Source organism: Gemmatimonas sp. (assembly GCF_021298855.1).
Taxonomy (GTDB): domain Bacteria; phylum Gemmatimonadota; class Gemmatimonadetes; order Gemmatimonadales; family Gemmatimonadaceae; genus Gemmatimonas.
Window position 1 is genome coordinate 1 of sequence record NZ_JAJTHI010000046.1, and the last position, 14,244, is coordinate 14,244.

A 14,244-nucleotide genomic window follows, 5' to 3' on the forward strand; every position below is an offset into this window, starting at 1 on the left:
GTGCCTGCGCCGCGCCGCGTCCTGCTGCCGGATTCACGATGAGAGCAATCACGCGGGGCGGGATGGGAACGTGTGTAGTGGCGGGGCCCGGTGTTTCGAGCCACGCTGCCGCCGGAACGGAAACAGTGCACGACCGTGTGGCGCGTCACTGACGGTAGCCACGGTACGCACCAGCTTGCCGGACAAGTTACCCTCGCGTGTGCGGATGGGGGCGCGGGGGGCGCGCCATCGGCCAGCGGTCGACGTGCCTGCCGGCAGCGACCCGGTAGTGGGTTTCGACATCCACAGGGGGTCGAGCAGCGATTCGGCCAACCGCGCCTTCCGCGTGGCCAACCCGGACTTCCGCGACATCAGCATTCGGCTCGAGGGCACGTACAACGGCGGTGCCTTCACTTCCGTCCGCGATGTGAACGCCAAGCCGGACGTGCCGCTGTCGAAGCCGCTCACGATCGGTGCAGGCGGTGACGACGTGACGGTCACGATCGACATGACCGAGTGGTTCCTGCGCCCCAACGGCGGCCTCTACTCCCCCGCCGTGGGGAACAGCGCCGGCTTCGTGCGCGCCAGGATCCGGAACAACATCCGGAACGCCTTCCGCGCGTTCCGTGACAAGAATCGCGGCGGCAAGAACGACGACGACCGCTGAACGCCGCTCAGGAGAGACACCCCGGCATCCCGTGCATCTGGCGGCGGGATGCCGGGGCTCGTTCACGGAAGATCGATGTGCGCGATGCCGCTGGCGGCTCAGCGCGAGGGCGACGCCGCGCCTGCGGCCACGACGGCCGCGCCAAGGGCAGTGTACGCATCTTCCGACATCTGATTGAACGGTCGCGCGATGTAGGCAATGCGCCCCTGCGGATCGATGACATACAGGTGCCGCTTGTGCCAGAGCATGCCGCTGGCGCCATAGGCCTTGCCCACGATCTTGTTGCCGTCGGTGGCGAACCGGAACGGGAAGTTCTTCTTGCGCGCCCAACCGGTGAGGTCCGCCACATCGTCGGTGCTCACCCCCACGAGCGTGACCTCCTGCCCGCCCTTGAACAGCGTGGCGTACCGGTCGCGGTACGCTTCCATCTGGGTCGTGCATCCGGGGGTGCCCGCCTGCGGGAAGAAGGCCAGCACCACCGTTTCACCGCGATGCGCCGAGAGCGTGAAGGGGGCCGTATCGGCACCCTTGGCCGTCACGGTGGTGACGGTGAAATCGGGCGCCAGGTCGCCCACCTTGAGCGTCTGGGCGGCGAGGGGATCCGCGGCGATCAGCAGCGCCAGCGGGAGCAGTGTGCGGAGTGTGCGGGGCAACGGATCCGTTCCGAGTCATGAGTAGGAGTGCCGGCTTTCGAGTCTAATGCACCAGCGGAAACGTCAGCGCACCGGTTCCCGCGCGCGAGGCCGCCCCGCCCGCCCCGCCGCCCCGTGAGCGGATCCCTGAGGGGGTGACGCCGGCGCACGGAGGAGCGGAGCGACGGAGGGCGCACGGCCACCCCGGAAGAGAGCAGCGAACGGGGTGAGCGGGAGCAGGCGGGGCGTGTTGCCCGGGAACGCCACGGCCCACGCCCACGACCCACGAACTTCGACCCACGACCCACGAACTTCGACCCACGACCCACGACCGGCAAACCGCCGAAGGCACAACGGGCCCCGAGCCGAAGCCCGGAGCCCGTTCCGCTGCCACCGAAACGATCAGCGCGAGACCAGCGACCGCAGTACGTACGGCAGGATGCCCCCGTGCGTGTAGTACTGCATCTCCTCCGGCGTGTCGATGCGGCAGCGCACGCTGAACGTCTTCACCGCCCCGTCCATGGCCGTCGCCTTCACCGTGAGCGTGGCCCGCGGCGTGAGCGATTGGTCGAGTCCCACGATCTCGTAGCTCTCGAAACCCGTCAGCCCGAGCGACTGGCGCGTCTCGCCGTTCACGAACTCGCACGGCAGCACGCCCATGCCCACCAGATTCGACCGGTGGATGCGCTCGAAGCTTTCGGCGATCACCGCGCGCACTCCCAGGAGCATGGTGCCCTTGGCCGCCCAGTCGCGCGACGACCCCGTGCCGTACTCCTTGCCGGCGATGACGATCTGCGGCACCCCGGCCGCCTGACGCGCCATGGACACGTCGTAAATGGCCTCCGGCTCGGCGCCGGGCGCAGTGGCCGTCCACCACCCTTCCTTGCCGCCCGTGAGCTCGTTCTTGAGGCGGATGTTCGCGAACGTGCCGCGCATCATCACCTCGTGGTTGCCACGACGCGCACCGTAGGAGTTGAAATCCTTCTTCTCCACGCCGAGCGAGGTGAGGTACCTGCCCGCCGGGCTCGCCGCCGCGATGGAGCCGGCAGGGGAGATGTGGTCGGTGGTGATGGAATCGCCGAACATGCCCAGCACCTTGGCGCCGGCAATCGGGCGAATGCCCGGCGGCGTCATGGTCATGCCTTCGAAATACGGCGGATTCTTCACGTACGTGCTGTTGCCGTCCCACGCGTACTGGTCGCCCACCGGCGCGGCGATCTCCTGCCAGTACTTGTCGCCCTTGAACACATCGGCGTACTGCGTGGTGAACTGCTCCCGCTTCACGCTCTCGAGAATCGTGTGCTCGACTTCCTGCGGGGTGGGCCAGATGTCGCGCAGGAAGACCGGGCCGTCCGTGCCCACGCCCAGCGGTTCGGTGGCCATGTCGATGTCCATGCGGCCGGCAAGCGCGTAGGCCACCACGAGCGGTGGCGAGGCCAGATAGTTGAAGCGCGTCTGCGGATTCACGCGCCCCTCGAAGTTGCGGTTGCCCGAGAGCACCGCCGCCACGTTGAGCTTGCCGGCGTCGATCGCTTCGCTGATGGCCGTGGGCAACGGGCCGGAGTTGCCGATGCACGTGGTGCAGCCGTAGCCCACCACGTTGAAGCCAAGCGCGTCGAGCGAATCCATAAGACCCGCCTTGTGGAAATACTCCGTGGCCACCTTTGAGCCCGGGGCCAGCGACGTCTTCACCCACGGCTTGGTCGTGAGTCCCTTCGCCACGGCCTTCTGGGCCAGCAGGCCCGCGGCGAGCATCACGCTCGGGTTGCTGGTGTTGGTGCAGCTGGTGATGGCGGCGATCACCACGTGGCCGTCGGTCAGCGTGAATGTCTGGTCCTTGTAGGTGACGGACACGCCTGCCGCGTCGGCCGGGCCGCCTTCCGCCACCATGGTGGCCGCCGCCGCTCCGTTGGCAGCGGTGCCGCTCTGCACGGCGCGCTGGGCGGCAAGCGCCTCTCGGTACATGCGCTTGCTTTCGCTGAGCGGCACACGGTCTTGCGGCCGCTTGGGGCCGGCGAGACTGGGCACCACGGTGGACAGGTCCAGCTCGAGCGTGTCGGTGAACACCGGATCCGGCGTGTCATCGGTGCGGAAGAGCCCCTGCGCCTTGCAGTACGCCTCCACCAGGGCCACCTGCTCATCGCTGCGGCCCGAGAGACGCAGGTACTTGAGCGTTTCCGCGTCGACCGGGAAGAAGCCCATGGTCGCGCCATACTCGGGCGCCATGTTGGCAATGGTGGCGCGATCGGCCAGCGCGAGGCTCGAGAGGCCGGGGCCGTAGAACTCCACGAACTTGCCCACCACCTTCTTCTTGCGCAGCATCTCGGTGCAGGTGAGCACGAGGTCCGTGGCCGTGGCGCCCGCGGGCAGCTTGCCGTGCAGCCGGAAGCCGATGACTTCGGGAATGAGCATGCTCACCGGCTGCCCCAGCATGGCCGCTTCGGCTTCGATGCCCCCGACGCCCCAGCCGAGTACGCCGAGGCCGTTGATCATGGTGGTGTGCGAGTCGGTACCCACGAGCGAGTCGCAGTAGGCCAGCGTGTCGCTGCCGTCGGGCGCCGTGAACACCACCTGCGCGAGGTACTCGAGGTTCACCTGGTGGCAGATGCCGGTGCCAGGCGGGACCGCGCGGAAGTTGCGCAGCGCCGTCTGCCCCCACTTGAGGAACTGGTAGCGCTCGCCGTTGCGCTCGAACTCGAGCTCGGTGTTGAGCAGCAGCGCCGCGTCGGTGCCGTACTCGTCCACCTGCACCGAGTGGTCGATGACGAGGTCCACCGGCTGCAGCGGATTGATGCGGGTGGGGTCGCCGCCGAGGGCCACCATGGCGTCGCGCATGGCGGCGAGGTCCACGACGCAGGGCACGCCGGTGAAGTCCTGCAGGAGCACGCGCGCCGTGCGGAAGGCGATTTCCTTGTCCACGGGCGCCTTGACGTTCCAGCGCGCCAGCGCTTCGACGTCGGCTTGCTTCACGAACGCGTTGTCTTCCCCACGCAGCAGGTTCTCGAGGAGGACGCGCAGGGAGAACGGCAGCGTCTTGGCCGTGCTGCCCGCGAGGCCATCAAGGGCGGCGAGGCGGAAGTACGCATACTGACGGTCGCCCACCGTGAGGGTGGCGCGGCTGCCGAACGAATTGGGATGCGACATGCAGGGGGAGTGTCCGGCGCGCGCCGACCCCTCGGGCGGCCACGCGCGTTCGCAGTGGAGCCACTCATCGCGCCGCCGCCCTCCCCGCGGAAGGGCCCGGTACCGACGAGGCTACCGGGAAATATCGGCGGGTGCGCGGGAATTCGCTGCGGGGGGGGCGGCGACCGGGCTCAGGAGACCGGCCAGGGCCCGGAGCTCGGGCGTGGCGGTGGCAAAAAAGCGGGCATCGACGGCCTCAACGACCGGGAAGGCCCGCCGGGCGAGACGGCGGCCGGTGGCGGTGACCTCGATGCAGCGGGCGCGGGCGTCGTCGGGGTGCGGCCGCCGCTCCAGATACCCCATCTTCTCGAGGGCGCGCAGGACCTCGGAGGTCATGACGGCGTCGGTTCGGGCGTGCTCGGCGATGTCGCGCTGCGTCACCGGCGGGTGGCCCCGCTCGCGGGTGAGCCACGCGCTGCTGGCCAGCAGCACGAACTGGGCGTGCGTGAGGCCGAGCGGCTCGAGGGCGTGCCGAATGGCACGCTGCCAAGTGATGGCCACCTGCCAGAGCACGAATCCCGGGCTGGCACTGGGCTCGGGGAAGCGGGAGAGGGACGCGTTGTCAGCGGGCATGGTCAGGCGCGGTGCGCGCCGCCGCATACTCGGCCAGCCTGCGCACGGTGTGAGGAAGCCCCCGCTGAAAGCCGGGGCCCATGAGGCGGGCGAAGAGCGCGGCCAGCGGGCCGCCAATTTCGACCCGGTGCGTAATCTCGCAGCCGCCGCCGGCGAGCGGCGTGAGCTCGTGGCGAAAGCGGATGCGGACCAGGGGCAGTCGGCGATGCGGCACGAGGGTGAGGGTGTCGAACCCGTGCCCAGGGTCACAGCGCTCCAAAAGGAAGCGCAGCGGGGGGCCGGCGGCGGGGCGGAGGGACCCGGTGACGCCGGTGGCGAACGGGCCGTCGATGGAGGCGCCCCGGACATCGTCGTCCCAGGCCGCCCAGGTGGCCGGGTCGCGATAGCAGGCCCAGACGGCGTCGGCCGAGGCCGTCGAGGTGGCGGTGGCAGCAGTGACCCACGGCACGGTGGCTCCTTGATGATACGTGTACGTAGTACGGGGTTCACTCAGTATTACGTACACGTAGCAAATGCGCAAGCCCGGCGTGGCCGGCGCGGGTGGCTCCGGCCGCGGCGGGGCCCATGGGTGTGGCCTTGCCCCGGCCTGCCAGCCGACATGCCAGCCGACATGCCAGCCGACATGCCGGCCGGCGCTACCGGCCCTAGATTCCCAGCGATGCGTGTCCTGCTGGTGGAAGACGACGATACCTTGCGCGACAGTGCTACGGCGTACCTGCGCGCGTCGGGGTTTGCCGTGGATCCTGCCGCCACCGGGACGATGGCGCGAGAACTCGCCGCCGTCAGCCCCTACGACGCCGTCGTGCTGGATGTGCGGCTCCCCGACGACGACGGGTTTGCCCTGTGTACCCTGTTTCGGCGCCGGGTACCAGCCCCCCGCATTCTCATGGCCACGGCGCGGGACGGGGTGGAGGATCGCATTGCCGGCCTCGATCTCGGCGCCGACGACTACCTCGTGAAGCCCTATGCGCTCGGGGAGCTCGTGGCCCGCGTGCGCGCGTTGCTGCGCCGCCCCGATCATGCCGCGCCCACGGTGTTGCGGGTGCACGACCTGGTGCTCGATCCGGCCACGCGGGAAGCCCGCCGCGGGGCGCGGGTGATGGTCCTCACCACCAAGGAGTTTGCGGTGCTGGAGGTCCTCATGCGCGCCGCCGGCCGCGTGCTCACCCGCGAGTACATCGGCGAGCACGCCTGGGACGACAACTTCGATCCCTCGAGCAACGTCATCGACGTGTATATCGCCCGGCTGCGGCGCAAGGTGGACGGCCCGGAAGACGAACCGCTGCTCAGTACCGTGCGCGGGGCCGGGTACCGGCTGGCGGCGCCGCGCCCGTGAGCCGCCGCGTCGTGCCGGAGTTGGTCTCGTGAGTCCGGTCGCCACGGAGGGCAGCCGCCCGCGCATCCGCCTCCGCTTCACTGCGCTCTATGCCGCGACCCTGCTGGTGGTGCTCGTGGGTGCGGCGACGGTGCTGCGCTTTGCCCTGCGCGCCACCCTGCAGCGCGAGTTCGAGGAATCGGTGCGCGCGTCGGCGGGGCTGGTCACCCAGTTCTTCCGCACGGAGGTCAACGAGTATCGCACCATCGAGGCCACGCTCACGCACATTTCCGGGGAGCTGGTCTTCGAAGATCGCATCATCCGCTACCGCGCGCCCGACGGGCGGCGCTTCCGCGGCAATCGGGCGCTGGCCACGCCCGTGGTGCCCGCGCTGCGCACGCCCATGCAGTCGGTGCGCTTTCCCCTCGATGCCGACCTGGCACCGGGGTGGCAGGTGGAGGTGGACGCGAGCATGACCAATATGCTGGCGCTGCAGGCGCGCATTGACCGCTGGTTTCTCTTCGGCATTCCCCTGCTCGTACTCACGGCGGCGGTGGCCGGGTGGTGGCTGACCGGCCGGACGCTCTCGCCGGTGGGGAGTATGGCCGACGCGGCGGCGCGTATTGCCCCTGCCAGCGGCACCCGCCTGCCGGTCACCAACCCCGACGACGAGCTTGGCCGGCTCGGGACGCGCTTCAATGCGCTGCTCGACCGGCTCGACGGGGCACTGGCGCAGCAGCGGCAGTTCATTGCCGACGCGGCCCACGAGTTGCGCACGCCCATTGCCCGCATGCGGGCGCGAGTGGAACTCGCTCTGCTCAAGGCCCCCGACGTCGCCACGGGTGCCGATCGCACGGAGATTCTGCGCGCGCTCGACGCCGAACTGCGCGCCATCACGCATCAGGTCGACGAGCTGCTGCAGCTGGCCCGCGCCGATGCGGCGGGGGATGAGGCGGTCGCCCACGCCGAGCGGCTCTTTCTCGACGACCTCGTGGCCGATGAGCTGCCGCGCTGGCAGCCGCAGGCCGAGCAGCTCGGGGTCGCGCTCACGGTGGGCGCGCTGGAGGAGGCCGCCGTGCGCGGCGATGCCGTGCTGCTGGCGCGCCTCTGCGGTGTGCTGGTGGACAACGCGTTGCGCTACAGCGGCACGCCCGGCAACGTGCGCGTGTCCGTGCAGGCACGTACCGACGTCGTGGTGCTCACGGTGGAAGACAACGGCCGCGGGGTGCCGGTGGCAGACCGGGTGCGCATCTTCGATCGCTTCTTCCGCGGCGAGGAGGCGCGGCATCGCCGGGCCGACGGCAGCGGGCTCGGCCTCGCGATTGCCTCGTGGATCGTGCGGCGCCACGGCGGCACGATCCGGGTGGACGACAGTGAACTCGGCGGGGCGAGATTCGTGGTGGAGTTGGGGCGGGCAACCGTCGGCTGATGATGATCACCGCCGCCAGTGAACCAAGAACCAAGAACTAAAAACTAAGAACTAAGAACTGAGTACCGCGAACCTCTCGCGGACCACGGGGAATTTCTGGTTCGCAGTGAACGTTCTTCGTTGTCGGTTCTTCTCCTCCCCCCTCAGCACACCGGCAGATCACGCCGATCGGCGGAGAGCCCAACCAGTGGCCGCCGGCCAGCGCGGCGCCAGGCTTCGCGCAGGGTGCGCAGGCACTGTGCGGCGCTGACGAAGTCGCGGGCGTCCACGCATTCCTCGCACCACGCGTACAACGCGTCGAAGCTGCGCGATGCCGAGGAGTCGAGGTCGAGCGCTTCGCGGAGCACGGCAATGGCGTGCCGCGCGCCCGAAAGGTCGAACGCCTCACACGCGCCGATCGCGCGATCGTAGGCGCGAACGAGCAGCACGAGCGGGTCGGGCGCCTGTAGATCGGCATCGATCACCGCGCTGGCGAACAGGGGCGTAGGGACGGGCACGTCGGGGGGAGCTGGAGAGAGCACACGGCGCTGAGGACTACCGCCACACCAGAGAGATCGGCGCGCGTTGCGCACTTCTTGAGCGCGTCATCGCCCAGAGTGTGACCAATTGCACGATTGGCCGTCGGCGACCTCCTGGTCGTGTTCACGAGCCGTTCATGATCGGTGCGTAGCTTGGCGGCATGGACGCTCCCCCTCCCATGACCAGACCTCGGCGCGGCCGGGGCATCAGGCTGGCCGGCCGCTGGGTGCTGCTGGCGGCCCTGCTGCCGGCCGCCGCCGCCGCGCAGGCGCCGCCAACGGCCTCTGCCCCCTTGGATCTGCCACAGGCGCTCGCCGTGGCACGCCGCACCGGACCGCTCAAGCGGCTCACCGAAGCGCGCCGTCAGGTGGGGCTGGGCCAGGTGGGCGAAAGCACGCAGTGGCTCAACCCCACCTTCGAATGGCGGCGCGAGAATCTCGGCAGCCCGCTGCTGCCGGATATCTTTTCCACGCTGTACCTGCCGTTTGACTTCTCGGGACGACGGTTTGCCCTGCGGCAGGCCGCCGCTGCCGGGCGCGAACGCGTCACGGCCGACGCCGTGAACGACCTCCGCGAGGCGGAGCTGCAGGTGGCCCGCGGCTGGTTGCGCGCGGCGCTGGCGCAGGGGAGCGTGGACATCGTGGCGCAGCAGTACGAGGCGCTGCGCGAAATCGCGCGGGTGGACGCCGAGCGGCTGCGCGAGGGGCTGGTGAGCGAGGCCGTGGGGCTGCGCACCTCGCTCGAGGCCGACCGCTCACGGGTGGCGCTCGTGGCGGCCCGCAATGAGGCCGCCGCGGCGCGTGCCGAACTGGCGCGCCTCATTGGCGTGGCCGATGCGGCGCCCCCGGCGGTCGCGCCACTCACCACCCCGGCGTTTCCGGCCGCCCCCGACACCGCGGACGCCCTGCAGGCGGCCATGATGCGGCGCCCCGACGTGCAGGCGCGCGATGCCGCGCTGCGCGAAAGCCAGCGGCGTCTGGCCGCCGAGCAGCGTGGCGTGCTGGGGGAGGTCCAACTGCAGGGGGGGACCAAGGAAACCGGTGGCTTCATGACTGGACAGCTGGGGTTGGCGATGCCCATGCCGGTGTTCAACCGCAACAGTGGCGCGCGGCAGCGGGCGGCGGGGCAGGTGAGCGAGGCGCGGGTGCTGCGCGACGATCTGCGGCTGGCGGTACGCGTGACGGTGTTGCGCGCGCTCGCGCACTACCGCGATGTGCAGGGCGCCGCCGCTGATGCAGCCACGTTCGATGCCCGCGGCCGTGAGGTGGCCCGCATTGCGCGGCTTTCCTACCGGGAGGGGCACGTCACACTCACCGAACTGCTCGACGCCGAACGCGCCGCGGCGGAAGCCTTGCAGCAGCAGCTGCGATGGGCGGCCGATGCCTGGCTGGCCCGCCTCGAACTCGAACGGGCGCTCGGCGCGCGCCTCGACCGCGACAGTCCCCTCGATCTGCCCGTCCTCGCTCCACTCCCTCCCCGTCCATGACCATGACCGCCCACTTCGTCTTCCTGTCGTCTGCCACCGGACGACGCGTACTGCTGGCCGGCACCGCGCTTCTGGCGGCGTGCAGCGGGGCAGCCGATGGCGGTGGTGACGGCGCCCCGGCCCTGGCCGGAAATGCGCCGCCGGCCATGGATACGGCCACCCTGTCGGCCGACGCCGTGCAGATTGCCGGCTTCACCACCGACACCGCGCGCACGGTGCCCTGGCGCGCCTCCGTGACCGTGCCGGGGCGGCTGGAGCTCGATCCGAACAGCCTCGAAACCATCGGCTCCATTACCGAGGGGCGCATCACGCACGTCACGGTGCGTGTAGGTGACCGCGTGGCGGCGGGGCAGGCACTGGTCATGGTGCACAGCCACGAGATCATGGACGCCCGCAGCACCCTCAAGGCCAGTCTGGCGCGGGTCACGGCCATGGAGGCCGAGCGTGATCTGGCCATTTCGGCGGCGGAGCGCGCCCAGCGGCTCTTCGACAACAAGGCCATGTCGCGCGCGGAACTCGACCGTGCCGTCGTCAACCGGCGGGTGGCGGAATCCAACTACACGCAGGCCGTGGCCGAGCGCGACCGCGCCACGGCGCTCGTGGAGCATCTGGCGGGCACGGGGCCGCTGCCGGCAGGTGCCGACGAGCACGATGTCATCATTCGCACGCCCATCGCCGGTGTGGTCACCGGCCGCGAGGCGCAGCCGGGCACGGTGGTGCTCCCCGGCACCCCGCTGCTCACGGTGGGCAGCCCCGACCGGCTGCAGCTGGAGATGCATCTCCCCGAGCAGCAGGCCGTGGGGATCGAGGTGGGGGCCACGGTACGCTACGCCCTCACCGATCGTCCCGACCAGCGCTACGACGCGGTGGTCATGCGCGTGGCGCCCACGGTGGACACGCTCAGTCGCACCGTCCAGGTCATTGCCCGGCTCAGCGGACGCACTGCCGGGCGGGCGGAAACGTTCGTGCAGGCCGACATCAGCGGCCGCGGCACCACGCCGGCGCTGGTCATTCCCGATGGTGCGCTGCAGACGATTGACGGCGACACCGTGGTGTTCGTGGCCGAGCAGCGGGGGGCCGGCATGCACGTGCGCGCGACGCCGGTGCGTATCGGTCGGCGCTCGTCGGAGCGGGTGGAGGTGCTGGTGGGGCTGCCGGAGGGGGCCATCGTGGTGGTCCGCGGTGTGGCGATTGCCAAGGCGGAACTGCTGAAGCGTCGCAGCGCTGGCGGGGAATAGCGCATGAACGCCCTCATTCGCTTCGCGCTCCGGCAACGGGGCGCGGTCGTGGGCGTCACGCTCGCGCTCATGGCCGCGGGGTTGTACGCCCTGCAGCACATTCCCTTCGATGCCTTCCCCGACCTCACGGGCACGCGGGTGGAGGTCATCACCACCGCGCCGGGGATGGCACCGGAAGAGGTGGAGCGGCTGGTCACGTATCCCATCGAGTCGAGTCTCATGGGCGTGCCCGGCGCACAGGGGGTGCGCTCGGTCTCGAAGTTCGGGCTGTCGCTCGTGATCGTGCCCTTCCCCGACAACGTGGATGTGTACTTCGCGCGCCAGCTGGTGCAGCAGCGCCTCACCGATGCCAAGGGCGCGTTGCCGGTCGGCGTGGAGCCGGCGCTGGGGCCGGTCTCCACCCCCATGGGCGAGCTGTACCAATACGTGCTCACCAGCGACTCGCTGTCACTCACCGACCTCAAGACGCTGCACGACTACGTGGTGCGCCCGCGCTTGCGCACCGTGCCCGGCGTGAGCGAGGTGAACTCGTGGGGCGGTCTCACGGAACGCGTGGAAGTGGTGGTGGACCCGGTGCGGCTGGCCGGCTATCAGCACACCGTGGTGGACGTGCACGACGCCCTCGCCCGCAATACGTTGGCCTTCGGGGGCAGCTATCTCGAGCACGGTGGCGAACGGTTCACGCTGCGCGGCCTGGGGCGGGTGGAGAATGCCGCCGAGGTGGAGCGGGTGGTCATTGGCTCGCATCGCGGCGCGCCGGTGCGCGTGGGGGACGTGGCCACGGTGCGACTGGGGGCCCTGCCGCGCAACGGCGCCGTGACCAAGGATGGAGAGGGTGAGGTGGTGAGCGGCATGGTGCTCAAGCTCAAGGGCGCCGATTCCCGCCGCGTCATCGCCGACGTGCGCGCACGCATGGAGGAGATCAAGCAGGCGCTGCCGTCGCACGTGCGGGTGGTCCCCTTCTACGACCAGACCGACCTGGTGGCCCGCACCACCAACACGATCGTCAAGAATCTCATCGAGGGTGGGCTGCTCGTCATCGCGGTGCTCTTCCTGTTCCTCCGCAACGTGCGCGCGGCGCTCATCGTGGCGTCGGTCATTCCCATCTCCATGCTCATCGCCTTCGTGGGCATGGCGCTCTTCGGCTACAGCGCCAACCTCATGAGTCTGGGCGCGCTCGACTTCGGTCTCATCGTGGACGCGTCCGTGGTGATGGTGGAAAGCTTCATCCGCCGCATGGAGGGGCACCGCGGCCTCAACACCCAGGGGCTGTTCGAGCGTGCCGCGGTGGAAGTGGGACGCCCCATCCTGTTCGGCATCGCCATCATCGTGGCCGTGTACATCCCCATCTTCACGCTCGATGGCATGGAGGGGCGCATGTTCAAGCCCATGGCCTTCACCGTCGTGTGTGCCGTGCTGGGGTCGCTCTTCCTCGCGCTCACGTACGTTCCGGCGGTTTCCAGCTGGGCGCTGCGTGGCGGCCATGGGGAGCCGGCGGCGTGGATGCAGCGGCTCACCGGGAGCTATCGGAGGGTGCTGGGCAACGTGCTGCGCGCGCCGCGTCCGGTGTTGGGCGTGTCGGCGGTGCTGGTGGTGGTGGCCATCTACTCCCTCACCCGCATCGGCACCGAGTTCATGCCCAAGCTGGACGAGGGCTCGATTCTCATCACCACCCGGCGCATGCCCAGCGTGGACCTCGCCGATGCGACGCGGCTGTCGCTCGCGGCCGAGCGTATCGTGAAGCGGTTCCCTGAAGTGGTCACCACCGTCACCAAGGAAGGGCGCCCTGACCTGGCCACCGAGGCCATGGGGCTCTTCGAGGGCGACATGTACGTCATTCTCAAGCCGCGCGACGAGTGGACCAGCGCGAGCAGCACCGAGGAGCTGGTCACGAAGTTGGACTCGGCGCTGCGCGTGGTGCCGGGGCTCGAGGTGGCGTTCACCCAGCCGCTGGCCATGCGCCTCGACGAGGCGGAGAGCGGCATCAAGACCGACCTCGGGATCAAGGTGGTGGGCCCCGATCTCGACCAGAACCAGGCGCTGGCAGAGCGGATTCGGCGTGTGGTGGCCACGGTGCCGGGGAGCGCCGATGTGGCCGTGGAGGTGGCGGAGGGGAGCGGCCAGGTGCGCATGCAGATCCGTCGCGAAGCGCTGGCGCAGTACGGACTGTCGGTGGCCGATGTGCGCGACGCCATCGACATGGCCATGGGCTCGCAGAAGGCGGCCGAACTGATCGACGGCTTCCGGCGCGTGGACATCGTGGTGCGCATGCCGGAGGCGTATCGCCGTGATGCGGCGGCCGTGGGGCGGCTCACCATTCGCGCGCCCGGCGGCGAGCTGCTGCCGCTCACGGCGGTGGCGAGCGTGCAGAGCACCACGGGGCCGGAACTCATTGGCCACGAAGATGCGCAGCGTCGCTCCCTGGTGCTGAGCAATGTGCGCGGGCGTGATCTGGGGAGCTTCGCGGAGGAGGTGCGCGCCCGGGTGGCGCGTGAGGTGCCGCTGCCGGCGGGGGTGTTTCTCGAATGGGGCGGTCAGTACGAGAATCAGCAGCGGGCCATGGGGCGCCTGACCGTGGTCGTGCCGCTCGCGCTGCTGCTCATCTTCGGGTTGCTGTATCTGTCCTTCCGCTCGGTGTCGCAGGCGGTGCTGGTGCTCTCCAACGTGCCGTTCGCACTGGTGGGCGGCATTGCGGCGCTGTGGCTGCGCGGACTCAATCTCAGCCTGTCGGCCAGTATTGGCTTCATCGCGCTCTTCGGCATTGCGGTGCTCAACGGCGTGGTGATGGTGGAGCATCTCAACCACCTGCGTCACGAGGGACACGGCGATGGGGGAGAGGTTCCGGAACCTGTGGACGATCGTGTGGAGCGCGGGGCGTCCGACCGGCTGCGCCCGGTACTCATGACGGCGCTGGTGGCGAGCCTGGGGTTCGTGCCCATGGCCCTCAGCACGACCCCGGGCAGTGAGGTGCAACGGCCGCTGGCGAGCGTGGTGATTGGCGGGCTCGTGACGAGCACGGTGCTCACCCTGTTCGTGCTGCCGGTGTTGTACGCATGGCTCGAGACGCGGCGTGCGGCCACTCGGGGGGCGCGGTCCCGTCGCCAACCGGCCGCATGAGCCGGGAGCGCCGGGCGCGGGTGTCGCTCCCTCCGGCTCCCCGCTGGCGGGATCGGCCGTCTTGCACCAACTTGACGTGTTCCTTCGAGTCCCCTTGCCCCCGAAG

At 70.0% G+C, this 14,244-nt stretch carries 11 protein-coding genes; 6 read left to right on the plus strand and 5 right to left on the minus strand.

Going from position 1 to position 14,244, the window contains the following annotated elements; genetic code table 11:
- Positions 1-244 precede the first annotated feature (244 nt).
- Positions 245-646: a hypothetical protein gene (locus tag LW840_RS13780; RefSeq protein ID WP_291267125.1), complete on the plus strand. Its 402-nt coding sequence runs from the start codon at positions 245-247 to the stop codon at positions 644-646.
- A 98-nt stretch (positions 647-744) separates the two neighbouring features.
- Here the strand turns inward: LW840_RS13780 and LW840_RS13785 are convergent, their stop codons facing one another.
- The 4 genes from LW840_RS13785 to LW840_RS13800 all read right to left on the minus strand — a co-directional run bounded on the left by LW840_RS13785 (position 745) and on the right by LW840_RS13800 (position 5,482).
- Positions 745-1,299, minus strand: a complete 555-nt coding sequence (locus LW840_RS13785; protein WP_291262215.1) for a peroxiredoxin — start codon at positions 1,297-1,299, stop codon at positions 745-747.
- Between the two features lie 381 nt (positions 1,300-1,680).
- A complete protein-coding gene (acnA, locus tag LW840_RS13790; RefSeq protein WP_291262214.1) occupies positions 1,681-4,422 on the minus strand; it encodes an aconitate hydratase AcnA in 2,742 nt (913 codons plus the stop codon).
- A gap of 111 nt (positions 4,423-4,533) precedes the next feature.
- Positions 4,534-5,034, minus strand: a complete 501-nt coding sequence (locus LW840_RS13795) for a MarR family winged helix-turn-helix transcriptional regulator (RefSeq protein WP_291267126.1) — start codon at positions 5,032-5,034, stop codon at positions 4,534-4,536.
- Complete coding sequence (locus LW840_RS13800) at positions 5,024-5,482, minus strand: SRPBCC family protein (RefSeq protein WP_291267127.1); 459 nt, start codon at positions 5,480-5,482, stop codon at positions 5,024-5,026. Before LW840_RS13800 ends, LW840_RS13795 begins: the two co-directional genes overlap by 11 nt.
- Positions 5,483-5,692: 210 nt before the next feature.
- Between LW840_RS13800 and LW840_RS13805 the strand changes: the two genes are divergently transcribed.
- Together LW840_RS13805 and LW840_RS13810 are read left to right on the plus strand one after the other, a co-directional pair.
- Complete coding sequence (locus LW840_RS13805) at positions 5,693-6,370, plus strand: response regulator transcription factor (protein WP_291277186.1); 678 nt, start codon at positions 5,693-5,695, stop codon at positions 6,368-6,370.
- Positions 6,371-6,398: 28 nt separating this feature from the next.
- Positions 6,399-7,778: a HAMP domain-containing sensor histidine kinase gene (locus LW840_RS13810; RefSeq protein WP_291267129.1), complete on the plus strand. Its 1,380-nt coding sequence runs from the start codon at positions 6,399-6,401 to the stop codon at positions 7,776-7,778.
- A gap of 143 nt (positions 7,779-7,921) precedes the next feature.
- On the opposite strand, the gene LW840_RS13815 is transcribed toward LW840_RS13810, so the two are convergent.
- Complete coding sequence (locus tag LW840_RS13815; RefSeq protein ID WP_291262209.1) at positions 7,922-8,275, minus strand: hypothetical protein; 354 nt, start codon at positions 8,273-8,275, stop codon at positions 7,922-7,924.
- Between the two features lie 182 nt (positions 8,276-8,457).
- Here LW840_RS13815 and LW840_RS13820 point away from each other — a divergent pair, with 182 nt between their 5' ends.
- The 3 genes from LW840_RS13820 to LW840_RS13830 are packed head-to-tail and all read left to right on the plus strand — an operon-like array spanning position 8,458 to position 14,138.
- Positions 8,458-9,783 carry a TolC family protein gene (locus LW840_RS13820; protein WP_291267844.1) on the plus strand — a complete coding sequence of 442 codons (1,326 nt, stop codon included), beginning with the start codon at positions 8,458-8,460 and terminating at the stop codon, positions 9,781-9,783.
- Positions 9,780-11,021 carry an efflux RND transporter periplasmic adaptor subunit gene (locus LW840_RS13825; RefSeq protein WP_291267843.1) on the plus strand — a complete coding sequence of 414 codons (1,242 nt, stop codon included), beginning with the start codon at positions 9,780-9,782 and terminating at the stop codon, positions 11,019-11,021. Before LW840_RS13820 ends, LW840_RS13825 begins: the two co-directional genes overlap by 4 nt.
- A gap of 3 nt (positions 11,022-11,024) precedes the next feature.
- The gene (locus LW840_RS13830; protein ID WP_291267842.1) at positions 11,025-14,138 is read left to right on the plus strand and encodes a CusA/CzcA family heavy metal efflux RND transporter; all 3,114 of its coding nucleotides are present in this window, start codon (positions 11,025-11,027) and stop codon (positions 14,136-14,138) included.
- The last annotated feature ends 106 nt before the right edge of the window (positions 14,139-14,244 follow it).

Excerpts from the sequence above, each read along its gene's own strand:
- acnA (WP_291262214.1), bottom strand. The coding sequence starts at position 4,422 with ATGTCGCATCCCAATTCGTTCGGCAGCCGCGCCACCCTCACGGTGGGC.
- LW840_RS13795 (WP_291267126.1), bottom strand. The coding sequence starts at position 5,034 with ATGCCCGCTGACAACGCGTCCCTCTCCCGCTTCCCCGAGCCCAGTGCC.
- LW840_RS13805 (WP_291277186.1), top strand. The coding sequence starts at position 5,693 with ATGCGTGTCCTGCTGGTGGAAGACGACGATACCTTGCGCGACAGTGCT.
- LW840_RS13820 (WP_291267844.1), top strand. The coding sequence starts at position 8,458 with ATGGACGCTCCCCCTCCCATGACCAGACCTCGGCGCGGCCGGGGCATC.
- LW840_RS13825 (WP_291267843.1), top strand. The coding sequence starts at position 9,780 with ATGACCATGACCGCCCACTTCGTCTTCCTGTCGTCTGCCACCGGACGA.
- LW840_RS13830 (WP_291267842.1), top strand. The coding sequence starts at position 11,025 with ATGAACGCCCTCATTCGCTTCGCGCTCCGGCAACGGGGCGCGGTCGTG.